This window comes from Nocardia elegans NBRC 108235, assembly GCF_001612845.1.
GTDB classification, from domain to species: domain Bacteria; phylum Actinomycetota; class Actinomycetes; order Mycobacteriales; family Mycobacteriaceae; genus Nocardia; species Nocardia nova.
Genome location: NZ_BDBF01000006.1, coordinates 90450 through 113129, shown reverse-complemented (window position 1 = coordinate 113129; position 22680 = coordinate 90450). Strand labels below are relative to the sequence as shown.

Below are 22680 nucleotides of genomic sequence, written 5' to 3'. Positions count from 1 at the left end.
GGTGCGGATATCCGGGGCCCGGCGGGGATGTAAGCCCTACTACGCCGTGTCGTTGAATCGGTGCCGATGATCTACGCTGTGAGCCATGACAGTGGTCTACAACCTGGTGGTCGTCGCCCACCTGCTCGGACTCGCCGCGGTGATCGGCGGATACGCCGCCGGCCGGCCGGCGGTGTCGCAGGTGATGCTCTGGGGTGCGCGAGCGCAGATCGTCACGGGTCTGATTCTGGTCGGCATGGCCGACGGCATCGATTCGCTCGACAAGAATCTCGACATGGCCAAAATCGTGGTGAAACTGGTCATCGCGGTCGCCGTGGCCGGTCTGGCCGAGATCGCGCACGCGGATGCCAAGCGTGGCAAGACCATTGCCTGGATGGTCGACGCGGCCGGACTGCTGGCCATCGCCAACGTGTTCGTGGCCGTGCTGTGGCACTGACATCCGATGCGGTTCGGCACCGGCTGCCGAACCGCATCGAGTGCCTGCGGTGGCCGGTTCAGCCCTCCAGCAGGGTCTGGCCGATATAGCCCTGCGCGTCGGTGATTCCCGGCGGAATCACGAATACCGCGGACCCGACGGGAGTGGTCCAGGTGTTGAGGGCGTCGAATTCGGCGAGGCGACGCTGCACCGGCAGATACTGCGCCGCGATATCGCGCTGGTAGGCGGCGAACAACAGCCCTGAATTCGAGGTGGTTCCGGGCGCGGGAGCATCGTCGTAGTTGTAGCCGCGGCGCAGGAAACGCTCGCCGTCGCTGGTGTGACGCGCCCGTGCGATATGCGCCGAGGGCGGAATGATCGGGATGCCGTGGGCGTCCACGGCCGCGAAATCCGGATTGTCGCTTTCCCGGGTTCCGGTCAACGGCGCCCCGGTCGCGATGCGCCGGCCCACGGTCAGTTCTCGCCCCTCGGGGTCGAGTTCGTCCCAGGTGTCCAGGCTCATCGCGATCCGGCGCAGCACCATCGACGTTCCACCCCGCAGCCACGGCAGGGTCGCGCCGTCGTCCCACACCAGCCGATCGAAATCGGCCCCGGGGGCGATGTTGACCGTGCCGTCGACCTGCCCCATCAGATTGCGCATCGTCTGCCCGGCAGCGGCGTTGCGGAATCCGCGCTGGGTCCAGCGCACGGTCACCAGCGAAGTCACGCTGCGCGAGAGCGCCCGCACCGCATGCGCCACCGTCGTCGCCTCGTCCGCGCAGACCTGTAGCAGCAGATCCCCCTCGCAGAATGCGGAGTCGAGCCGGTCGATGGTGAAGCCGGGCAGTTGCGTGAGCCAGTGCGGCCGCGCGGCTTCCAGTCCCGCCACGGTGAACAGCCGCGGGCCGAATCCGACGGTCACGGTCAACCGCGCCGGCCGGTGGGCCAGCTCCGGCTCGGTATCGGCCAGCGTCGGCTCACCGGCCGCGAGCCGCGCCGCGTCCCCGGACCAGATGCGCAGCAATCCCACGAGGTCGGCACGAGCGGTGCCGGGCCGCAGATCGAAGGCCACGAACGCCGCGTGCTGCTGCGGCTCGGTCGCAACCCCGCCTTGATGCGGTCCGTAGAACGGTTCCCGTGCGGTGCCCGGATCGGCGGTCTCGGTATGGCGGGTCCAGCGTTCGGCGCCGAGGGTGAGCCCCGCGACCCCCGCCGCACCCGCCGCGGCAGCACTGCCGCCGAGCAACCGGCGCCGCGACAGCCGCTCAGCCACCGTGAGCGGCCGTAGTCGGTGCGTAATTCTCCTGGTTGCCCGCGAAGTCACGCACCTGAGCCGTGAAGGTGGTGTTGGTGCCGTCGGCGAACTTCACCGTGATCGGCGTCTGCGTTCCGGTCCGCAGCGGGGCCTTCAGATCGATGAACATCAGATGGTCGCCACCCGGCATCAGTTTCGCGCTGCCGTGGGCGGGGATCGCCAGCCCGCCGGCCTTGGGACGCATCATGGACGCGCCGTTCGACTGGACCACCTCGTGAATCTCCACGCGCGCCGACGCCGGGCTGGTTGCGTCGACGATGCGGATCTCGTGGTCGCTGGTGTTGGTGAAATTCGCGAACGCCGCCGACATCCCCGCGTTGGCGGCCTTGATCCACTGATCACCAACGGTGACCGAATCGGCGTCCGCGGCGGTGGATGTCATGCCGGACGAACAGCCGGCCAGCAGCAGTGGGATCGAGGCCGCGGCGGTGATCAGCAGGCTCGCCGACCGACGCCGGCGGGTGGTACCTGCCGTGTTGCGGGACGGGCGTGTCGCACTGTGCGGCCGGACTCGGCTGGATGCCGCACAGCGAGGGCCATGGTCACTCGAGGCGAGGGTGGAACGCCCGGTGTGGGGGAGAGAGGACATTGGTGAACTCCATTGCATGAGAAGGGGTTTCATCGAGCAGGCGGCACGTCGTCGCGGATTCTCACCGCGCCCGGGCGCTCGTCACACCGTCGAACCACGCGTTGCGCGGCGTAGGGGTGAGTGCGCGGCTTATACCGCCACCGGTGTTCGTTCGTTGCTGTGCCCAGCGGCGAGCGGTGCGACCTCGGCGGTCATACGCGAATCAGCCACCCGCAAGCCCGACCGGCGTATCCGACCGACCAGGACATCCTCGGAAACCGACGACGACCGACCGAACAGCCCCGCGTGCGATCAGGGTCACGGCCGGACCGCCACAGCGATGACCGTGACCGTGACCGAGCACCCGGGCTCGCCGACGTCGACCCAGCACGCAGGCTCGCCGACGTCGACCGATGCGCCGACTGCTCGAGCGACCGCTTCTGCAAAGCGTCGGTAGCCGTTCGGGTGCCGTGTGGTAGCGGTCGATTCGGTCGCCGAATTCTCGATTGCCGATTGCCGATTGCCGATTGCGGGCCAGCGGCTGCCGCTTGTCCGTGTGCCGTTACCGGCTCACGGACATCGCCTCACGGGCGCGGCTGCACGTGCTGTGCGATCCGATGTGACGCTCTCGAGAGCTATCCGTACATCGGGTGGCCCAGCCGTTGGTCGTCATCCGTGGTCCGGCCGCGATCCGGCAAGTTAGTGGACGCATCCACCGATATGCCGGTAAATCACGCCCGCGCGGGTACGCGGTGCAAGGCAGCGAACGAACCGGTGAGCCTCGGCGGACCGCGCCGCCCGGTGCCGGAGGCCAGCACGAGCCGCCGCGGCGCGGTCACCGTATACGGTACCGAGACGACGACCGGAGCGCCGGAGATGCCCAGGTAGTGCGCGACCGCGCCGACCACGCGGCGAATCAGCGAAACGGCGCGTCGCAGTGCGGTTTCCGCGCCGCGGACGAGGACCGCCCCGACCACCGTCGCCGTGATGTGCGCGACGAGCATGGGCGCGGTGATCAGCACCTCGTGGCAGTGCGGGGACGTCGACAGCGCCAGATGGCCGATCGCCTGGCCGACCGCGAGCAGGCCCATCAGCCGGAACAATCCGGTGCGGGTGTGTGCGGCGAGGCAGCCGATCGCGGTGCTGGCGGCGATCAGCATCATGATGGCCGTGGAGCCGGGTGCCACCGCGCCACCACCGAGGGCGTGGGCGGCGATACTCACCGTGCCCGCGGCGGCGCCGACGCATCCACCACGCAGCTGCGTGGAAGGGTCGGCCGTTGCTCGCACGAGATCATGGTATCGGGGCTCGCCGGCGGGCCGGGCCGCCAGGTCCACCTGTATGTGCCGGCCGTGATGCCCGTCACCACCTGCGGTTTCGGTGCCTCGCGGGTGCGGCGGTCAGAGGATCTCCAGTTCGGCCTCGCGCAGATCCTGGGGAAAGACGAATCGCCGCAACGCCCAGAACCGGAAGGCCATCGCCAGCAGGACACCGAGAATCTGCCCGGTGATGAAGTTGGAGACCGCCTGGGTGAACGCGCTCACGTGCGGCACCCGGATATCGAAGACATACAGCGCGACCGCCTGCGGAATGACGGTCACGCCGACGGCGAGCGCGCTGACGGCGAAGAACAGCGCGGCCTCGTGACCGCGCTGGCGCCCGCCGCGGGTGTTGAACGACCATTCCCGGTTCAGGATGTAGGAGGCGATCGTCGCGATCAGCACGCCGAACGCGCGCGCGGTCAGCGGCTTGTCCGGCAATACGGTCAGCTTGAGCGCGTACACCACTCCGGTGTCCACGAACCAGGTGATCGCGCCGACGACGGCGAATTTCATCAGCTCCCGATGGGCGAGCAACAGTGCGCGCCAGCGTTCGGGCAGCCGGTCCAGTCCAGCCTGCACCAACGACACGCAATCCACCCTAACCGTGAGCCGCGCACCGGGCATCCGGACAGCGATCATGACCCGCGAGGTAATCGTCACGCCCACCCGTGCCGCATACGATCGAGCAGGTGCCGACCCATACTGCCGGGGATCTGCTGCGCCACTGGCGTCGCACCCGCCGCCTCAGCCAGCTGGAACTGGCCGGGCGCGCCGAAACCTCGACCCGTCACCTCAGCTTCGTCGAAACCGGCCGGTCCACGCCGAGCCGCCAGCTGATCCTGCACCTGAGCGAGGAGCTCGACATCCCACTGCGCGAACGCAATCGGATGTTGCTGGCCGCCGGTTACGCCCCGGTCTACGCCGAACCCGGATTGGATACTCCCACCATGGCCCCCGTCCGCACCGCGATGCGGCAGATCCTCACCGGCTACGAGCCGTATCCGGCGTTGGCCGTGGACGCGCAGTGGAATATGGTCGACGCCAATTCCGGTGTCGCCCTGTTCCTCGACGGCGTTCGCGCCGACCTGCTGACTCCGCCGGTCAACGCGCTGCGGCTGAGCCTGCACCCCGAGGGACTGGCGCCGCGCATCCTGAATCTCGCGCAGTGGCGCGGACATCTGTTCGAACGCGTCGATCGCCAGATCGAGGCCACCGGCTCGGCCGATCTGGCCGCGCTGCGCGCCGAACTGCTCGAATATCCCGGTGGCCGCGACGATCCCGGCCTGCCCGAACCGGATCAGGCCGTCGTCCCGCTGCGGCTGCGCCACCACGACGCCGAACGCGGGGACATCGACCTGGATTTCATCAGCACCATGACCATCTTCGGCAGTCCGATGAACGTCACGGTCGCCGAACTCGCGATCGAGTCGTTCCTGCCCGCGAGCCCGGCGACCGCCGAATTCCTGCGCAGCCGTTCACATATCGAGTAGATGCGGCAGCCCGGCCCGATAGCGGTCGGCGTCGATGCGCTTGAACGGTTCGAGCTCGGGCGGCGCGTACATCGGGAACACCGCCGCCCGCGGCGCCGCGTCACCGACCGCGTCGAGCACCGCGTTGGCCGCCTTGCGTCCCGCCTCGCAGGCACCCTCCATGGTCGCCAGGTCGATGCCGGTCCGCACGTGGTCGCCGCAGAAGAACACGTTGCCGATCGCCGAGTGCGCCTCCGGCCGGTGGTCCCAGGAGCCGACGGTGTTCACCAGCAGCGGGGTGTCGTTGCGGTTGCCGCCCTCCTCGAAATGTACGCCGGGATCGACGAACCACGAGTGCAGGTCGTCGTCGCGCAACCAGCCGGTGCCGGTGTTGAGCCAGCGTTTCAGCTGTGCCCAGACTTCTTGCACCACTTCGTCTTTCGAGCACTGTTTGGCCGGTTTGCCGAACAGGATGCCGGGGGTGTCCCAGTCCGACACGTCCGCGGACAGGCATTCCACCACCGTCCCGTCGCCGTAGCGGGCCGCGAAATCGCCGCGCCACATCGGCGCCTGCCGCAGTGCGGTGATCGCCCACGGCGAGCCGAGTGCCGCGATATGTCCTTCCGGCACGCCGGTGGGCCGGCGCAGATAGAACTGCACCCCGACCATCCAGTCCAGCACCAGTTCCCGCATCCCGGCCAGCGCCGGGTCCGCGGCGAGGATGTCGTCGTCGAGGATCGTGGCCGCGCGGTCGGCCGGCATCGCGCACACGTACCAATCCGCCTGCACCGCACGTCCGCCAACGTTCGCACCGCTGATCCGGTCACCGGACAGGCGCAGGCTCGTCAAGCCCGCGCCGGTGACGAACCGGACTCCCTGTCCGGACAGATGCGCCACCCACGGATCGATCCACGCCTCGTTGGTGGGGCCGTTCAAGATCCGGTCCACCCCGCCGCGATACTGCGGCGCGATGCCGGCGCCCGCGAAAACCAATGCCTCTCCGATGGTTCCGATGGTGCGCGCGGAGCTGGTCTCCGACCTGGCCGCCACCGTGATCCGGGTCAGCGCCCGCGCCAGATAGTCCCGATAGGCCTGCGACTTCCCGTTCGCCCCGACCGCGTCCACCCATGATCGGTACTCCCATTCGCCGAAGCGGCGTTCGGGAGAGCTGGTGAACCACATCATCATCCGATCGCCGAAGAACGCCAGCTCCTGCGGCGGCAGCTGCGGGACGAAGCCGAATCCGGCGACGAGCGAGTTGCGGATGCGCTCGGGGTTCAGCTCGCGCAGCCCCGCGATCTCGGTCGGCACCGTCACCGGCGGCAGATCCGGAAATCCGGCCACCGTCGATTCCACCCGGATCAGATTTCCGGCCACACCGTTCGCGTTGCCCGGGAACGGAATTCGCGCCATGGTGTCCGGCACGTGCTGGTAGCAACCCGGGAAGAAGCGGAAGCCGTGTTCGCCCGGCAGATCGGCGCGACCACCCGCCCCGGTGCCGGGCACGCTCATACTGCGCGCCTTCCCGCCCAGCGCGGTCGGCTCGTACACCGTGACCGCGTAGCCGCGTTCGGCCAGTTCGTGCGCCGCGGTCAACCCGGAGACCCCACCACCGAACACCGCCACCGTGCGTCCCGGGCCGACCTGGCGGCGGCCCGGATTCGCCCGCGCCGCCGCCGTGGCCCAGGTGCCGCTCGTCGCCAGAGCCGCGCCCGCGACCGCCGCGCCTCGCAGCAACTGCCGCCTGCCGAATCCACCCGCATTGTCCCGACCGGTCATGTCCACTCCTAGAATCAGCGAGCGGGACCGGCCCTGCGTCGATCCCGAAGCCCGAATGTCTGCGCCTGCGAAGCTTTTTCACCGAGGTCCGGCAGTATCGAGGGCCCGCCGGCCGGCCCGTCCCTCACTTCGGCGCCGCCGCGGGCCACCGCGACCACGCCGAACCCCACCGCGCCGCCTGACGTTCCCGCCAGTCCTGCGCGTTGTCGCACACCTCGCGAATCACGGTGTCCACCACCGCGGTCGCCGGCGCGTGCGCCAATGCCTGTATCGCGAACTTCGCCGCCCGCGCCGGGGTCAGCAGTTCGTCGGGGGTTCGAGCCCGGGTCATCACATCCAGCGCGAGGCCGGCCAGGTGCGGGTCGGCCGCGCCGGCGCGGTACAGCTGCACTTCGAGCGGTGTCATCTCGGCGCCGCGGGCGAGCCGGTTGGTCCACTGGTACATGGGCAGGCAGTCCTGTTCGCGCTGGTGCTCCCATCGGGTCAGTGCCCGGTCCAGCGCGGCCGCGTCGTCGAGTACCGGGGCCGCGTATTCGCCGAGCAGCCGTCCGTAGCGCATCGCATCGCGCATGCCCTGCGCGGTGACCGGATCCTTGAAGTGGCCGGCGTCGCCGGGCAGCGCCCAGCCGGGACCGCTGGAGCGGCGGAAGTAGGAGACGATGTCGGTGGCCGAGCGCACCCGCCCGAGCGGTTCGCAATCGGCCAGTCGCGCAGCGAGTTCCGGGATCGCGGCGACCATGCCGCGGTAACGCTGCTCGGTCTGCCCGGCGGTGCGCGGCCCGTGCGTGACCGGCGGCTGGATCAGTGACAGCACCGCCCCGCCCTCGCACGGGAAGGCGGTTCCCAGCAGCTGCCCGGCCCGCCACTGCGCCGCCGTCGACCGCCATTCCGGCCGGTTGTCGCGCCAGTAGGCGAAGTAGCACGCCCGCCCACTGGGTTTGCTGCGGTACGGGTCCAGCGCTCCGGTCAGCCGCGCGACGGTGGAGCGCCGCCCGTCCGCGCCGACCACCAGGCGCGCCCGGATCTCGTGGGTGGCCCCCGTGCGATCGACCGCGCGCACGCCGGCGACCCGGCCGCCGTCGCGGATCAGCTCGGTGACCCGCATCGACTCGTGGATCGTGGCGCCGGCCGCGCGGGCGGTGGCGACCAGGGCCGCGTCGAATCCGGTGCGCCGCACGCACATCGCGTAGTCGATGCCGTTCACGGCGGTGAACGGTGCCCGCACCACCTGGCCCGCGCCGCCGGCGTAGGCGACCCGCAGTTGTGGCGCGCCGAGCGCCAGCACCTTCTCCAGCGCGCCCAGCGCCGCCACTTCGGCGATGCCGGCGGGCCAGAGCAGATGGGTCGAGAGCGTGTCGGAGGGAAATCGGGCCGCGTCCACGACGACGACGCGCCGCCCCGCACGGGCGAAGGCGATCGCGGCGGCCGAACCCGCGCAGCGCGCTCCGACGACCACCACGTCAGCGAATCCGCTTTCCGGGCAATCGTTTTCGTCAATTCCTCGATCGAGTACCGGAAGGTCTCGGACGGTCGCGGCGGTACCCGAATCGGTCGGCGAGGAGTCGGCAGGTTCGTCGGTAGGCATCGGCGCCGCCTTCCGGGTCACTATGTTCGGACACTGTGTCCTAATGAGAGAATGAAGTGACTCCTCTCACATTGTCAATATGTTTGATTCAATTGTTCCCGGCAATTACCGACGCCTGAGCCGCCCGGGCCCGGTGAGACTCCGGATCACGCACCTGATCCGACCGCATCCGCGATGATCACCGGAAGGTGTGGCCACCCGGCCCGATCGGAAACGACCGTGATGAGGTACCGCGATGGCGTTGATGTCACCCCTGGACTCGGCATTCCTGCTGCTGGAATCCCGCGAACATCCCATGCACGTCGGCGGGCTCTCCCTGTTCCGTCCCTCGGGCACCGAGCCGCGATCGGCGCGGCAATTGCACGAGGAATTGGTCTCGGGCACTGGTCAACTCACGTCCTTGTTCCGGCGCCGACCCGCGCGGTCGCTGGCGAGTTTCTCCGCGCTGCAGTGGGATCTCGACGACGACGTCGATATCGACTATCACGTGCGGTTGCTTTCGGTGCCCACGCCCGGACGGGTGCGTGAACTGCTGGAGTTGGTGTCGATGCTGCACGGATCGCTGCTGGACCGGCATCGCCCGCTGTGGGAGGTCTATGTGATCGACGGTCTCGCCGACGGCCGAATGGCTCTCTACACCAAGACGCATCACGCGCTGATGGACGGTGTCTCGGCAGTGCGCACCTGGCAGCGGGTCCTCTCCGCCGACCCCGATGCCCGCGACTGCGTGCCGCCGTGGCGCTCGCCCCGCCGGCGTCCGGACGCCGGCCCGACTACGTTGTTGCGCCGCTCGGCCGAGGCGGTGCGCATGGCCGGGCGGATCGGCACCGCCGTCCCCGAACTGCTTTCCGGCGCTTACGAGATCGCGCGGGACTATCCCGAACCGCGCCCGTTCCGGGCCCCGCACACGATGTTCAATGTCGCCATCACCGGTGCCCGGCGATTCGCCGCGCAGTCGTGGCCGTTGCCGCGGTTGCGCACGGTCGGCGCGCGCACGGGGGCGACCGTGAACGACGTGGTGCTGGCGATGTGCGCGGGCGCGCTGCGCCGGTATCTGCTCGCCGAACAGGCTCTGCCGGTGGAGCCGTTGATCGCGATGGTGCCGGTCTCGCTGCGTGGAACCTCTGAAACCGCTGTGGGAGAGGGTAATTCGGTGGGCGCGGCGCTGTGTGATCTGGCCACCGACGAACCGGATCCGGCCGAGCGACTCGCGCGCATCCACTCGTCGATGGCGCGGACCAAGAACACCATGTCGCGGCTGACGCCACTACAGATCCTGGGCTTGTCGGCGGTGAATGTGGCGGGGCTGGCCTCGGCGGCGCTACCGGTCCGGTTGCCGGCCGCCGCGCCGCCGTTCAACATCGTCATCTCCAACGTCCCCGGCGCCACCGAACCCCGGTACTGGAACGGCCTGCGCCTGGAAGCCGCCTATCCGGCCTCGATTCCCCTCGACGGCCAAGCGGTCAACATCACGACGATCAGTTCCGGTGGCGCCATGCATTTCGGGATCGTCGGCTGTCGCCGCAGTGTTCCGCATCTGCAGCGGCTGCTGACCGGACTCGACGAATCCCTCGCCGAACTGGAGTAACCGGACTCCGCGGCCGGAAGGCGGCGAGGATTCGAGCGCACCGCGCGGTCGTCGGCCGGCGTCGATGGTCAGGCGATCCGCGCGGTGCCGGTGAGGGCGTCGGTGGCGGCGGTGAGAATCCGTCGCGCCCGCGGGAAGTCCTGCAGCTGCCCGCTCAGCAGGTCGAGGACGGGAAACAGCGATTGCGCGGGGACCGCACGCGCGCTCAGCACGCCCGCGGTCCACGTGACGAAGGTGGTGAACAACTCGTCGTCGTCCAGATACAGTGCGGTGGCGAGGAATTCGAGGATCTGCGCGATATCTTCGGCGGTGCGCTCCAGCTGGGATTCGGAGTATTCCCGCATCGCGGGGAAGTGATGCTCCAGCTCCGCCATGGTGGTCGCCAGCAACTGCGGTGTGCTGCGGGCGATCATGGTGAATTCCTGATCGGTCAGATGCGGCAGCGTCCGGTGCGGTCGGTCCGGCGGCCGCTGCTCCCGCCGCAGCCTCCGGGCGAGCAGCTCGGCCGCGGTCGCGGCGTCCGGCGCCCAGGCGTCCGCGCCGAGCAGGTTCGCGTAGCGGCCGTCCGGACCGAACGCCGCCCCGCCGACGAGCACCGGCACTCCGGCCGCCTGGCATGCGGTGATGGTGCCGTGCGCCGATGGCAGGCGGGTCGGCAGCGACGACGACAGCAACACGGCGTCGGGGCCCGTGTTGTGCAGGTGCGCGATCAGGTGGCGGGTGGGCACCTGGGCACCCAGGAAATCGACCTGCCAGCCGCGCAGCCGCAGCACTTCGGTCACCAGCCGCGCGGGAAGGGCGTGCCATTCGCCGTCCACACACGCGACGGTGACCCGCCCGGCCGAGGCGGGGTGCGAGGCGGACGCATGCAGTGCCAGCGCCGTCACGGCCCGGTCGTTGATCGCGGTGGCGGTGTGCTCGTCGGCGACACTGAGGGTGTTGGCGGCCCATTCCGCACCCACCCGGCGTTGGACCGCGGCGATGACGTCGAGCAGAACCGCTTCCGGTTCGAGCCCCGAATCCACCGCCGCGAGCACGATGCCGATCGCCGCCCGTTCGTCGCGGCCGGTGACCGCCGTCCACAATTGCTCGCGAAAAGCCGGAGCATCCCGGGAGTTTCGGCGATGCGGCTCGGACATGAACGGCGGCTCCTTCGCGGTAGCGGTCAGTGGAGGACGGTATCCGAGGTTCGCGGCGCGGTGATCGCGACGACCGCGATGTCGTCGTGCTCGTTGCGGCCGACCCACTGAGTGGTGAGCATGTGAATACGCTCGACCACCGCCTCCGCGGGCATATTCGCGCACTGCGCCAGCGCGGCGGTCAGACGCTCCTCACCGAACATGCGCCGGCCCAGCGGTCCGCCGCGAGCCTCGGTCACACCGTCGGTGTAGAGCAGGCAGGTTTCCCCCGGCGCGAGCGAGGTCCAGAACGTCGTGGCGCTGATCTCGGGCAGCGCGCCGACCAACTGTCCCCGCGTCTCGGCCATGTCGACGCTCCCGTCGGCCCGGACGATCAACGGCGGCGGATGCCCGGCGGAGGTCAGCCGCAGCTGCACCCGTCCTTCCCGACGCACCGCCGATGCCAGCACCAGCGTGGCGAACCGGTCGTGCCGGGAGGACATCAGCGCATTGTTCAGCAGGGTGAGCATGCGCTGGTGATCGTCGGCCATCGGCACCAGCGCGTGCACCGTGTTGCGGATCTTGCCGGTCAGAACGGCGGCCTCGAGACCCTTCCCGCAGACGTCGCCGAGGACGACGAGGGTTTCCCCGTCCGGTGCCGCCGCGCGATGTACGTCGTAGAAGTCGCCGCCGATGATTTCGTGATTCTCCGAAGCCCGGTAGGCGCCGGCCAGTTCGATGCCGTGGACGCGGTGCAGTTGCGGTGGCAGCAGCTCGCGCATCAGGATCGCGGTGATGCTGGTCTGCTCGGCGTACAGCCGCGCCGCCGACAACGCGATTCCGGCGCGACCGGCGAACAACTGGGCGAAGATCTCGTCGCGCTCGTCGAAGGTCCGCTCGCCGGAACGCCGCAGCAGGACCAGCGCGCCCGCCGAAACCCCGTGGCCGGGAAGCGGAGTCACGATCACCGAGCCTGTGCCGTGCTCGAAACCGGGCGGCAGCAGCCACACCGGCACCGCCGCGGGGTCCAGCCACTGCGAGGGAATGGGCGGGAAGCCGCGCAGCGCCTCGCTCAGCCCGGCCACCGCGTCGGGGTCCTCCTCGACGACGTTCACCCGCACCACACCGTGCTCGTCACAGGAGACGACCGACAGCGCCCGCCCGGCCGGGGGAGTGACGACCACCGCGGCGTCCGCGAGGTGGCGGGCGGCCAGCCGGACGGTCGTCTCCAGGCATCGGTCCACGTTCAGCGAGGCCAGCAGCCGCTCGGAGGCCTGCGACAGGAATGCGGTGCGTTCGCGTTCCTGCTCCAGTTCCGAGCGGCTTTCCTGCAGCGAGCGCGCGGTGTCGCCGAGTAGCCACCAAACCACAGTCCCGTCGGCGCCGGAGGAGGCGACCGCGTGCAGTTCGCGCCCGTCCACGCGCCCGGACACCGAGGCGGGCGACGGCGCGATGCCCGAGGCGGCCGTCTGCTCGTGTGCGGTGGACAACCAGGGCGGCACGGCACGGTGCAGCGGTTCGCCCACGACCGCGTCGGGAAACAGGGCGGCCGCTTCCCCGGTCAGCGCGACCACCGTGCCCGCGCCATCGACCACCACGGCCGGATGCGGTACCGCCGACCATCGGTCGACGTCACTCACGACAGATTCGGGCACGGCGGCCTCCTCACATCCGGTCGCGCGAGTGAAACCCGCTGCGCCGCAGTCGAAACCGATGTCACGGCTGGTCCGCGGAGCTGCGCCGGGGCCATTGCCCGGTGTCGGAGTCCGAACGGGATTCGGCGGTGGGCGAGACCACGAATTCCACCGTCGTCCCGTCGGTGCCCGAGACGACGCGGGTTCCGGGCATGAGGGCGTTCATCATCGGCAGGCCGCGACCGCGATCGATCTCCTCGTCCGCTCGCGGCGTGCGCCAGGTCCCGCTGTCGGAGACGGTGATGCGGATCGAATGCGCGGCCGACGCGTGCAGCACGACGGTCCGACCGTCACCGCGATGTCCGTGCTCGACCGAATTCGAACAGGCCTCGTTGACGGCCAGGAGGAGGTCGTACGCGCGATCCGGTCCGAGGCGCGTCCCCGCGAGCCAAGCGCGCAGCAGGGCCCGCACCCGCTGCAGTTCCTCGGACCGGGCCCGGAATTCGATGTGCAGGTCCTCGAGCGACCGCTGTCCGCTGGTGGTCGCGGCTTTGCGAGCTGCGCCTTCGGGACGACGTGGGCTTTCGGGGTAACGCATACCTTCGGGGTGACGCATGGGATATCAGCCGTTCGTGTGGGTGACAGCGCTCGCGACGGCGGCATCGACGTCGTCGAAGAGTGCGAATACCGTCGACAGGCCGGTGACCTCCACCACGCGCCGCACCGGCCGCGGCGCCACCACCAGCACCCGTCCCGCCTGTCGCAGGGCGCGTACCAGCACATTCATTCCGGAGGAGTCGAAGAACTCGACCGCGGACAGATCGACGATCAGCTGTCCCGGTTGACGAGTCACGGCCTGCTGGACGGCGGAGTCCAGCCGCGGCGCGGTATGCGAATCCACCTCACCGGCGGCGGCCACCACCCAGAGGCCGCCGATTGAGATCACATCGGCGGTGCAGCCGCTGTGGCCTTCGTATCCCACGTGTTCACCCTTCCCTACACTCGCGGCATCCGGGTCCGCCCCCTACGAGTATGAATCGTGACGGCGCAGCGGATATGTGCAGGCACATTCGCGCATGACGAACACCGCGATACTCGGCGTAGTTCGCGGTGCCGCGCGCGGCTGTGGTCTCAACCTCGCAAGGTCACCGAGTGTAACGGCCGCTGCGACTCGCCGGGACACGCGTCGGCCGGGGCGCACCGGGACCCCGCAACGGCGCCGCCGCGGCACGCGTCGTCCGGTGCGCGAAATCGCATGCGCTGAGGGGTGTTCGGCAGGTGAGGGCACGTCGAAGCCCGCGTTGCGGCGCATTCGCAGATCTGGCCGGGGGTGTCCACCGCAACATTCCGACGTGTCGCCGACACGTTCCGTCCGCCGCGTGGTTATATCGCGCGACGACGTTCACGGAGGTGTTCGGTGACGACAGCAGGTCTCATCCTCGCGTGCCTCGCGGCCGTGATTCACATCTACATCTTCTATCTCGAATCGGTGGCGTGGACGAGTCCGAAGACACGAGCCATCTTCGGAGTCTCCTCGGCGGCCGAGGCGGAGACGACCAGAATGCTGGCGTTCAATCAGGGCTTCTACAACCTGTTCCTGGCCGTCTGCGTGGTCGCCGGCACCGTCTTCTTCGCGGTGGGCGAGAAGACGATCGGCGCCACCCTGGTCTTCACCGGCGCCGGTTCGATGACCGCCGCCGGCCTGGTCCTGCTTCTGTCCAGCCCCGACAAGGCGAGTGCGGCCCTCAAACAACTCGTGCCGCCGCTGCTCGGCGTGATCGTTCTGGCGATCGGCCTGGTGTAACGCGACACCCGGCCCGGATCAGTCGGTGGCTCCCGTGGCGGAGATGCGCGCGGCGCCCGGGCGCAGAGTGAACCGGCGGGCGTGAAAATCCCAGAAGCGGTAAATCGGCCACTGCAGGGTGTGGGATATGCAGGCGCCCACGATGATCAGGCGATGCTGCGGTGGGACGCGCAGGCCGTGGTGTTCGAGGGTGCGCACCCCGATGTGGTGGAACTTCCAGTGGTGGTGCGGGGTGGTGCGCCGTCGACGTGACGATGTCCGGGCGCGCATGGTGGGCAGCTGGTGGATGCGCAGACCGCGCGTCATCAGGCACAGCGCCAGGTCGAGATCCTCGGCGATGTCCGCGCGGGTCTGCACATCGGGCCGGACCTGGTGCCAGGCCGTACGCCGCAGGGCCATGTTCGGTCCGTACATGTTCGCCACCTGCCCGCCGACCTTGCCCAGCCGCAGCAGCAGGCGCTGCCCGAATTCGAGGAAGAAGCCGATCGGGGAGTCGTGGTAGGTGCACAGACCGGTCAGCGCTGCGGTATCCGGATGGGCGGCGAGGTGGTCGCGAATGGTGGCCGCCCAGTCGTCGGCGACGAGCGTGTCGGCGTCGGTGCGGGCGATGACATCGCCGCGCGCCTTGTCGAATCCGGCGTTGCGCGCCGCCGGTATGCCGCGGGCCGGTTCGTGGATCAGCTGCACCTTCGGATGGGCGGCGGCGAATTGTTCGACGATGTGCGGGGTGCCGTCGTCGCTGCCGTTGTCCACGACGATCACTTCGTCGACCGCGTCCTGGGCGACGAGCCGCGACAGTGTTTCCTCGATGACAGGGGCTTCGTTGAGAGCGGGAACTACAACCGACAAGATCATCAATCATCTCCGTGCTGTGAGGGATGTTGAGAGAACCTGCAAGAAGCGCGCGCTAGCTTCGGGCAACCATAAGGGATAAGGCGTTGGGCCACTTGCATTTCGGTGGTCCGGCGCGGGAATGCCGGATAGGTGCGGTTTCACCTCGATCGGTCCAGTGGTCGAGAGAAGAATCGGCGCGCTCCGGTGGCGCGATTCGGCTCGTGTCGAATCGGTACCCGATAGATGGGCGAATCACCCGTTAACACCGGTTTCCTGTTATCGGCAGCGAAGTATGGGTAGGCCGAGCAGGGGACCGACCGCGCTGCCGGCCGCCCTGGGCGCGGAACCCTCGCGTGACAGCTCTTCGGGCCTTGCCGGCCGGCCGCTGCTCGGCCGCAAGCACCCGCCCCGCGACGAAAGGAGTCTCCCGTGATCGGAACGCGCACGCGGCGGACGGATTCGACCCGGTGGAAACAATCGTGGTGGACCTTCCCGGCCACCGCCGCCGCCGCGACAGCCGGCTCGGCGGCGACCACGACCAGCTCGCAGTGGTATCAGCGCCTGGAGAAGCCACCCTTCCAGCCGCCACCCGCGGTCTTCCCGGTCGCGTGGACAACCCTCTACGTCGATATCGCCGCCACGACGGCCCGAGCGCTCACCCGCGCCGATCCGGCCCAGCAGCGACGCCTCCGCAACGCCCTGCTGCTCAACCTGGCTCTCAATGCGAGCTGGAGCTGGGTGTTCTTCCGCGCGCACCGTCTCGGCGCCGCCACGGCCGTGGCGGCCGCCCTGACGCTGAGCAGTGCCGATCTCACTCGCCGCACGGCCGCGGTGGACCGCGCCGGCCTCCTGCTGGCCGCCTATCCGGCGTGGTGCGGCTTCGCGACCGTGTTGAGCGGTGCCCTCTGGCGTCGGAACCGCGCGGGGTGAGACGCACCGGGAGCTCAGGGACCTCAGATCTTTCGGTCGTGATCGGCCCAGTAGGGCGCTCGCAGTTCGCGTTTGAGGATTTTGCCGCTGGCATTGCGAGGCAGCGTGTCGACGAAACGGAATTGCTTGGGGCATTTGTATCCGGCCAGATGTTCGCGGCAGAACCGCTGGATATCGTCTGCGTCGCCGTCGGAGACGAGGATCGCGAGCACCGATTCGCCCCAGACGTCGTCGGGTACCCCGATGATCGCCGCGTCGGTGACGGAGGGATGTGCCAGCAGGACACGCTCGACCTCGGGTCCGTACACGTTCTCGCCGCCGGTGATGATCATGTCCTTGAGCCGGTCCTCGACGTAGAGGTAGCCGTCGGAGTCGACCCGGCCGATATCGCCGGTGCGGACCCAGCCGTCCACGATCGTCTCCGCGGTGGCGTCGGGGCGGTTCAGATATCCGGTCATGCGCTGGTCGGTGTGCAACCAGATTTCACCCTCCTCGCCGACGGGAACCTCAGCGCCGGTGGTGATGTCGGCGATGCGGACAGTGACGCCGGGTACCGGCCGTCCTGCCGACAGCAGGCGCCGGTCCGCATTCGGCCCGCGATGGTCGCCGGGGTCCAGCGTGGTGGCCACGCCGGACACCTCGGTTTGTCCGTAGACCTGGACGAAGCGCACGTCGGGGAGGGCGTCGAGGGCTCGGCGCAGGAGGGGGAGCGGCATGGGTGCGGCGCCGTAGCCGAGGTAGCGCAGCTGCGACAACGCGTCGACGGCCGAATCGCCCGCGGCGAGGAATCCGGCGATCACCGGCGGCACGAAAAAGGTGTGCGTCGCCCCGGCCAGCAGTGCGGTGATCAGCGCGGCGGGTGTGGGTTCGCGCGTCATGATGCTGTGTACGCCCGCGCGGATGCCGAACAGTGCGTAGCAGACGCCGCCGACGTGGAACATCGGCATCGCGACCAGATTCCGGTCGCCGTCGGTGAACGGGAACTTGGTTCCGACGCAGGCGGTGTGAGCGACGAGTGCGCGCTGGCTCAGCAGTACGCCTTTGGGCCGGCCGGTGGTGCCGGAGCTGTAGATCACCAGCGCGACATCCGATTCCGTTGCCGCCGTGCCGAGTTCGGCATCACCGCTCGCGGCGGCGAGGAAGTCCTCGTACTCGTCGTCGATGGTGACGATGCGCTCCAGCCGGTGCGCCGCGCCACATGCCTTCTCGGCAGCCATACGGAATTCGCTGCCCGAGAACAGAATTCGCGCCTCGCTGTCGTCGAGGACGTACGCGAGTTCGTCGCCCGCCAGGCGCCAGTTGAAGATGGCGAGCCCGGCGCCCAGTGCGGCCGCCGCGAACAGCAACTCGAGCCCGGCCGGATGGTTCTTGTCCAGGAAACCGATGCGGTCACCAGGGCCGATTCCGGCGGCGGCCAGACTGCGGGCGGCGCGGTCGATGCGGTCGTTCCACTGTGCCCAGGTCCAGCGCTGATCGCCGTAGTCGATCGCGATCCCATCGGGCCGTTCGGCCGCCCATCCGGTGACGAAATCTCGGAGCAGTTCCGGCGTGTCGGTGCCGGTTCGGCTGATGTGCATATGCGCCTCGGTGCTGGTGGCCAACTGATCGCCCTTTCGCTTCCGGGGTCTCGTCACGAGGACGGAAGTAGCCCGTTCGACAGAACTAGTCCACTTGGACTAGTAGCATGATGAGTGATTCAGTTCACACCTGTCAATGCCCCGAAGCCGATAGGAAGCGACCGTGCCGGACCGAACACGAGGAGAACGCGCTCGCGCGGCGGTGATCGACGCGGCGATCACGCTGCTGACGACCGGCGGATACACCGCCCTGACCACCCGTGCCGTGCAGGAGACCAGCGGGCTGTCTCGCGGATCGATGCTGCACCAGTTCCGGACCCGGGAGGATCTGCTGGCCGCGACGGTCGAGGAACTCGTCGCCCGGCGCGCCGCGCGGGCCGAGGAGATGATCGCGAAGTTTCGCGCCGAACCGCCCGGGGATCGCTTGACCGCCGCCATCGTCGCGGTGCGAGAACTGTTCTCGGGCCCGGATTTTCTGGCCGAGATGGAGTTGTGGGCGGCGGCTCGCACCAATCGCACGCTGCACGAGACCCTGGTTCCGGTCGTGGAGCGCATCGGCGGCCGGCTGCGTGAGCAACTGGCCGAATTGTTCGGCGCGGAGCTGGCCGCCCATCCCGACTATCCCAAGGTGTCGATGTTGACGGTCGAGGTCGCCCGCGGCCTGGCCTTCAGCGCCCCGATTCGCCGCGGCCACGGCGACCCGATACTGCTCGAGTACTGGTGCGCCGCTGCCGCCACCATGCTCGGCCGCCCCGCTCCCGGCACCCCGCATCGCGATCACGAGTACCGGGTTGTTGTCTGAAATGTGCGGCGCCCGACGTTGCCGGTGGTGTCGAACCTGTTGTGCCGCCGAAGGATTCGAGATTCGTTGGGGATCAGTTATCCGAAGATCCGGCGATGGTCGCGAACGAACTGTTCGAAGGTTCTCGGCGCGTCACCGGTCAGGTCTGTAACGGTGGATAGGACCGAATCGGCTCCGCCGTCGCCATACACGGTGCTCACCCGGACCAAGGCTTCTGCCATGAATGTCGGAACACCGGCGGCGAGCAGCCCGTCACGTGCCTCCGTCGCGCTTTGTGCGTGGTAGCGCACGGGCTTGCGCAGAACATCGGAGAAGACGTCGGCCACCTCGTCGTAGGTGAGAGCACGGGGACCGGTGAGGGCATAGATCCGGCCGTCGTGACCGCCGGTGGTGAGGACATGTGCGGCGACACCGGCAACGTCACGGGCGTCGACGTAGCTGATGGGCGCCGAACCTCCCGGGCGCGCGATCACTCCGTGCTCAGCGATCGCCGCCGCCATCTGCGCGAAGTTCTGCATGAAGAAGTTCGGCCGCAAGAAGGTCCACCGCAATCCGGAGCGCTCGATGGCCTCTTCCACCGGCCGATGCAGGTCGGCGAGGGGAGTGAGGCGTTCGTCGGCCCGCCACAAAGACACCTTGACGACCCGTTCGACGCCGGCTCTGTACGCCTCTTCGACCAGGGCGAGTTCGTCCCGAGTCTGCGTCGCGGTAGTGGCGGTGACCAGGAAGAGGGTGCCGACGCCCGCCATCGCGGCGGGCAGGGTGGCAGGCCGCGTGTAGTCGACGGTGACCGCGTCGTGGCCGGATTCCCTCATCGCGGCGGTGCGTGCGGGATCCCGGTAGGCCGCGCGAACGGGTGCACCCGCCGCGAGCAACGCGGCCACCACGCCCGAGCCGATTCTGCCCGATGCGCCCGTGATCAGCACCGGACGGCCGGATTGCGGCGACAAGGCCGGAAACGGCGCCGAGGGCTCTGTTCCGGTGCGGGGTTGGTTCACATGCCGGACGTTACCGGGAGCCACCGACAAGAATCCGAACGCAGACAGTGACTTTCACCTGGCTCGGCCGCGACCGGAGTCACGCTGATCGGCTCGTCCGCGGTTCCGAGGTGGTGTCAGCGCAGCGCCGCCGCGAGGTAGGGAGCGGTGGCGCTGCGCGGATCGGCGGCCGCCTCGGCCGGGGTGCCGGTGGTGACGATGCGACCGCCCTCGTTGCCGGCGCCGGGCCCGAGGTCGATGACATGGTCCGCCTGGACCACCACGCGCATGTCCAGTTCGGCGACCACGACCGTATTGCCCGCGTCCACCAGTTTCTGCAGATGCAGCATCAGCCGGTCGGTATCGGCAGGATGCAGGCCCGAGGTGGGTTCGTCGAGGAGGTACAGGGCGTCGCCGCGATGGGCGCGCTGCAGTTCGGTGGCGAGTTTGACCCGTTGGGCCTCGCCGCCGGACAGTTCGGTCGCCGGCTGCCCCAGCCGGAGGTAGCCGAGCCCGACGTCGTCCAACACGGTCAGTGAGCGGAGGATGTCGGTGTCACCGTCGAAGAATGCCCGCGCCTCGTCGACGCTCATCTCCAGGACCTCGGCGATATTGCGGCCGTGCCAGGTGATTTCGAGAGTGCTCGCTTGATAGCGGGTGCCGTGGCAGTCCGGGCACGGAGTGTAAACGCTGGGCAGAAAGAGCAATTCGACCATCACCCAGCCTTCGCCCTCACAGGTCGGGCACCGCCCGGAGGCGACGTTGAACGAGAATCGGCCCGCGTTGTAGCGCCGGCGACGCGCCTTCGGTGTGGCCGCGAAACGGCGGCGGATGTGGTCGAACATTCCGGTGTAGGTCGCGACGTTCGATCGGGGAGTGCGCCCGATCGGTTTCTGATCGATGCACACCACCCGGCGAAGATCGCCGACTCTGCCGACGATCGTGCCGTCGACGGCTTGCGAGTCGTCCGACAGCAGCACATCGTCTCCGGTGTCGTCGGCGGGCGCGCCGACCGGATGCCCCAGGTACTCACCGATGAGAGCCGGTAGCGCCTGACTGACCAGGCTCGACTTCCCGGACCCGGACACGCCTGTGACAGCGGTCAGGCACTGTAGCGGAAACGACACCGACACGTCGCGTAAATTGTTGCGGCGCACCTTCTTCAGTCGCACCCATTCCTCCGCGCGCCGCGGCGGCCGAGGTGCGGGCCGTTCGTGACCGAACAGGTAGCGACGGGTCGCCGACTCACCGACCTCCGCCAAGCCTTCGGGCGGTCCGCTGTGCAGAATCCGGCCGCCGTTCTCGCCGGCGCCGGGCCCGAGATCGATCAGCCAGTCGGCGGCGCGAACGATGTCGAGTGAATGCTCGACGACGAAAACGCTGTTGCCGCGGCGCTTCAGACCCTCCAGGATGACCAGCAGGGCGTCGCGGTCGCGCGGGTGCAGCCCTGCCGACGGTTCGTCGAGGACGTACACGACACCGAAGAGCTGCGAGGACAGTTGCGTCGCCAGCCGCACGCGCTGCAACTCGCCGGACGACAGGGTCGGTGTGCTGCGGTCCAAAGACAGATAGCCCAGGCCCAGATCGGTGACCGGCCGCAGCCGTTCCAGCAGTTCGGCGACCAAACGCTGTGCGGCAGCGCGTTTTTCGACCGACATGTTCGGCGTGCTGCGCACGTCCGGGGCCGCATCGTGTGCCGAGCCGCCGGCCGCGACACGCTTGTCGACCGCCGCTCGGCGGGTCGTCTCGTCGAGTACGGCGTCGGAGCCGGTTCCGGTCGGGTGCCAGTTCTCGGCGAGTACCGACGACAACAGTTCGGCGAGGCGGCCCAAGGGAAGTGCGGAGAATTCGGCGATGTCGAGCCCTTCGAACGTCACCGACAGGGCTTCCGGTTTGAGAAGTTTGCCGTCGCAGGTGGGGCACACCGCGCCGCTGATGAACCGAGACACCCGCTTCTTCACCGAGGCGCTCTTGGTGTTCGCGAAGGTGTCGAGGACGTACCGGCGCGCGCCGGTGAACGTGCCCTGGTAGCTGGGCTCCATCTGCTGTTTCAGCGCGCGCCGCGTCTGCGCCGGAGTGAAGCCCGCGTACACCGGCACCGTGGGATGCTCGTCGGTGTAGAGGATCCAGTCGCGGTCCTTCTTCGGCAGATCTCGCCACGGCCGGTCGACGTCGTATCCGAGTGAGACCAGGATGTCGCGGAGGTTCTGGCCGTGCCAGGCCGGTGGCCAGGAGGCGATCGCCCGGTCCCGGATCGTCACCGACGGGTCGGGCACCATCAGTTTCTCGGGTACCTCGTACACCCGGCCGATTCCGTGACAGGTGGGGCAGGCGCCTTGGACGGTGTTCGGTGAGAAGTCCTCGGCGTAGAGCATCGGTTGTTTCGCGGGGTAGTTTCCGGCCCGCGAATACAGCATGCGGACCAGGCTCGACAACGTCGTCACACTGCCGACCGAGGATCGGGCACTACCGCCGGCGCGGTGTTGCTGCAGGGCGACCGCCGGCGGCATCCCCTCGATCGAATCGACGTCGGGTACGCCCACCTGATCGATGAGGCGGCGCGCGTACGGGGCCACCGACTCCAGATATCGGCGCTGGGACTCCGCGAACAACGTACCGAAAGCCAGCGACGATTTCCCCGAGCCCGAAACACCGGTGAACACGACCAGCGCATCGCGGGGTAAGTCGACATCGACGTCGGCGAGATTGTGCTCCCGCGCGCCGCGCACTTGGACGCGGTCGGGAACGGCGATCGGCGGGTTCCTAACGGCCGTTCGCTTCGCGGGAGAACCTGCCATTACACCTGGCCTCACGTTGACGGGATCGATCCGGTGCCGAAAAAGTGGTGCTTCGATCTGTGCCGGATACCCGCGTCCGGCTGCCTTTATCCTGCAACTCGCCTGCACCGATGTGTAAATGGAAACACCGCCTCGGCAATGACGACGGTGCCCTCACAGCAAACG

At 68.8% G+C, this 22680-nt stretch carries 20 protein-coding genes; 6 read left to right on the top strand and 14 right to left on the bottom strand.

All coding sequences use genetic code 11. The annotated features are described in order from the left end of the window. Positions 1-85: 85 nt before the first annotated feature. Entirely contained in the window at positions 86-436 is a 351-nt protein-coding gene (locus tag NE2_RS05335) for a hypothetical protein (protein ID WP_063024367.1), read from the top strand. 58 nt (positions 437-494) lie between these two features. Here NE2_RS05335 and NE2_RS05330 read toward each other — a convergent pair whose 3' ends face one another. From NE2_RS05330 to NE2_RS05315, 4 genes are all read right to left on the bottom strand, one after another. Next, the gene (locus tag NE2_RS05330) at positions 495-1688 is read right to left on the bottom strand and encodes a Dyp-type peroxidase (RefSeq protein WP_063024365.1); all 1194 of its coding nucleotides are present in this window, start codon (positions 1686-1688) and stop codon (positions 495-497) included. After that, positions 1681-2112 (bottom strand): copper chaperone PCu(A)C, encoded by a 432-nt coding sequence (locus NE2_RS05325; protein ID WP_233429672.1) that lies wholly within the window; start codon positions 2110-2112, stop codon positions 1681-1683. Before NE2_RS05325 ends, NE2_RS05330 begins: the two co-directional genes overlap by 8 nt. 917 nt (positions 2113-3029) lie before the next feature. After that, positions 3030-3587: a hypothetical protein gene (locus NE2_RS05320; protein WP_063909286.1), complete on the bottom strand. Its 558-nt coding sequence runs from the start codon at positions 3585-3587 to the stop codon at positions 3030-3032. Between the two features lie 111 nt (positions 3588-3698). Further along, a complete protein-coding gene (locus NE2_RS05315; protein WP_063024618.1) occupies positions 3699-4208 on the bottom strand; it encodes a GtrA family protein in 510 nt (169 codons plus the stop codon). Between the two features lie 101 nt (positions 4209-4309). On the opposite strand from NE2_RS05315, the gene NE2_RS05310 reads away from it, so the two are divergent. Continuing rightward, a complete protein-coding gene (locus NE2_RS05310) occupies positions 4310-5110 on the top strand; it encodes a helix-turn-helix domain-containing protein (RefSeq protein WP_030517006.1) in 801 nt (266 codons plus the stop codon). Here the strand turns inward: NE2_RS05310 and NE2_RS05305 are convergent. Together NE2_RS05305 and NE2_RS05300 are read right to left on the bottom strand one after the other, a co-directional pair. Then, entirely contained in the window at positions 5096-6868 is a 1773-nt protein-coding gene (locus NE2_RS05305) for a hydroxysqualene dehydroxylase (protein ID WP_063024616.1), read from the bottom strand. The genes NE2_RS05310 and NE2_RS05305 overlap by 15 nt on opposite strands. Positions 6869-6992: 124 nt before the next feature. After that, entirely contained in the window at positions 6993-8453 is a 1461-nt protein-coding gene (locus NE2_RS05300) for an NAD(P)/FAD-dependent oxidoreductase (protein WP_084493813.1), read from the bottom strand. A gap of 235 nt (positions 8454-8688) precedes the next feature. Between NE2_RS05300 and NE2_RS05295 the strand changes: the two genes are divergently transcribed. Next, positions 8689-10041: a WS/DGAT/MGAT family O-acyltransferase gene (locus NE2_RS05295; RefSeq protein ID WP_063024361.1), complete on the top strand. Its 1353-nt coding sequence runs from the start codon at positions 8689-8691 to the stop codon at positions 10039-10041. 68 nt (positions 10042-10109) lie between these two features. Here the strand turns inward: NE2_RS05295 and NE2_RS05290 are convergent, their stop codons facing one another. The 4 genes from NE2_RS05290 to NE2_RS05275 form a co-directional block, all read right to left on the bottom strand. Further along, entirely contained in the window at positions 10110-11180 is a 1071-nt protein-coding gene (locus NE2_RS05290) for a cobalamin B12-binding domain-containing protein (RefSeq protein ID WP_063024359.1), read from the bottom strand. A 26-nt stretch (positions 11181-11206) separates the two neighbouring features. Further along, positions 11207-12814, bottom strand: coding sequence for a PP2C family protein-serine/threonine phosphatase (locus NE2_RS05285; RefSeq protein ID WP_063024358.1), 1608 nt, complete (start codon positions 12812-12814; stop codon positions 11207-11209). Positions 12815-12875: 61 nt separating this feature from the next. After that, positions 12876-13391, bottom strand: coding sequence for an ATP-binding protein (locus NE2_RS05280; protein ID WP_063024357.1), 516 nt, complete (start codon positions 13389-13391; stop codon positions 12876-12878). Positions 13392-13415: 24 nt separating this feature from the next. After that, positions 13416-13775, bottom strand: coding sequence for an STAS domain-containing protein (locus NE2_RS05275; RefSeq protein WP_063024356.1), 360 nt, complete (start codon positions 13773-13775; stop codon positions 13416-13418). 435 nt (positions 13776-14210) lie between these two features. Here NE2_RS05275 and NE2_RS05270 point away from each other — a divergent pair, with 435 nt between their 5' ends. Further along, entirely contained in the window at positions 14211-14597 is a 387-nt protein-coding gene (locus NE2_RS05270) for a DUF1304 domain-containing protein (protein ID WP_063024354.1), read from the top strand. 18 nt (positions 14598-14615) lie between these two features. Here NE2_RS05270 and NE2_RS05265 read toward each other — a convergent pair whose 3' ends face one another. After that, a complete protein-coding gene (locus NE2_RS05265; protein WP_063024353.1) occupies positions 14616-15452 on the bottom strand; it encodes a glycosyltransferase family 2 protein in 837 nt (278 codons plus the stop codon). 408 nt (positions 15453-15860) lie between these two features. Between NE2_RS05265 and NE2_RS05260 the strand changes: the two genes are divergently transcribed. Beyond that, the gene (locus NE2_RS05260) at positions 15861-16361 is read left to right on the top strand and encodes a TspO/MBR family protein (RefSeq protein ID WP_063024352.1); all 501 of its coding nucleotides are present in this window, start codon (positions 15861-15863) and stop codon (positions 16359-16361) included. Between the two features lie 23 nt (positions 16362-16384). On the opposite strand, the gene NE2_RS05255 is transcribed toward NE2_RS05260, so the two are convergent. Then, entirely contained in the window at positions 16385-17938 is a 1554-nt protein-coding gene (locus NE2_RS05255; protein WP_063024612.1) for an AMP-binding protein, read from the bottom strand. A gap of 163 nt (positions 17939-18101) precedes the next feature. Here NE2_RS05255 and NE2_RS05250 point away from each other — a divergent pair, with 163 nt between their 5' ends. After that, on the top strand, positions 18102-18740 hold the full coding sequence (locus tag NE2_RS05250) for a TetR/AcrR family transcriptional regulator (protein ID WP_063909277.1): 639 nt from the start codon (positions 18102-18104) through the stop codon (positions 18738-18740). A gap of 77 nt (positions 18741-18817) precedes the next feature. On the opposite strand, the gene NE2_RS05245 is transcribed toward NE2_RS05250, so the two are convergent. Next, positions 18818-19738: an SDR family oxidoreductase gene (locus NE2_RS05245; protein WP_218018560.1), complete on the bottom strand. Its 921-nt coding sequence runs from the start codon at positions 19736-19738 to the stop codon at positions 18818-18820. A 116-nt stretch (positions 19739-19854) separates the two neighbouring features. After that, positions 19855-22515 carry an excinuclease ABC subunit UvrA gene (locus NE2_RS05240; RefSeq protein WP_167356703.1) on the bottom strand — a complete coding sequence of 887 codons (2661 nt, stop codon included), beginning with the start codon at positions 22513-22515 and terminating at the stop codon, positions 19855-19857. Between the last annotated feature and the right edge of the window lie 165 nt (positions 22516-22680).

What these genes read in the sequence shown, in the direction of transcription:
- NE2_RS05280 (WP_063024357.1), bottom strand. Translation starts at nt 13,391, where the DNA reads ATGCGTTACCCCGAAAGCCCACGTCGTCCCGAAGGCGCAGCTCGCAAA.
- NE2_RS05325 (WP_233429672.1), bottom strand. Translation starts at nt 2,112, where the DNA reads ATGACATCCACCGCCGCGGACGCCGATTCGGTCACCGTTGGTGATCAG.
- NE2_RS05290 (WP_063024359.1), bottom strand. Translation starts at nt 11,180, where the DNA reads ATGTCCGAGCCGCATCGCCGAAACTCCCGGGATGCTCCGGCTTTTCGC.
- NE2_RS05240 (WP_167356703.1), bottom strand. Translation starts at nt 22,515, where the DNA reads ATGGCAGGTTCTCCCGCGAAGCGAACGGCCGTTAGGAACCCGCCGATC.
- NE2_RS05295 (WP_063024361.1), top strand. Translation starts at nt 8,689, where the DNA reads ATGGCGTTGATGTCACCCCTGGACTCGGCATTCCTGCTGCTGGAATCC.
- NE2_RS05300 (WP_084493813.1), bottom strand. Translation starts at nt 8,453, where the DNA reads ATGCCTACCGACGAACCTGCCGACTCCTCGCCGACCGATTCGGGTACC.
- NE2_RS05265 (WP_063024353.1), bottom strand. Translation starts at nt 15,452, where the DNA reads ATGATCTTGTCGGTTGTAGTTCCCGCTCTCAACGAAGCCCCTGTCATC.
- NE2_RS05335 (WP_063024367.1), top strand. Translation starts at nt 86, where the DNA reads ATGACAGTGGTCTACAACCTGGTGGTCGTCGCCCACCTGCTCGGACTC.
- NE2_RS05305 (WP_063024616.1), bottom strand. Translation starts at nt 6,868, where the DNA reads ATGACCGGTCGGGACAATGCGGGTGGATTCGGCAGGCGGCAGTTGCTG.
- NE2_RS05255 (WP_063024612.1), bottom strand. Translation starts at nt 17,938, where the DNA reads ATGCACATCAGCCGAACCGGCACCGACACGCCGGAACTGCTCCGAGAT.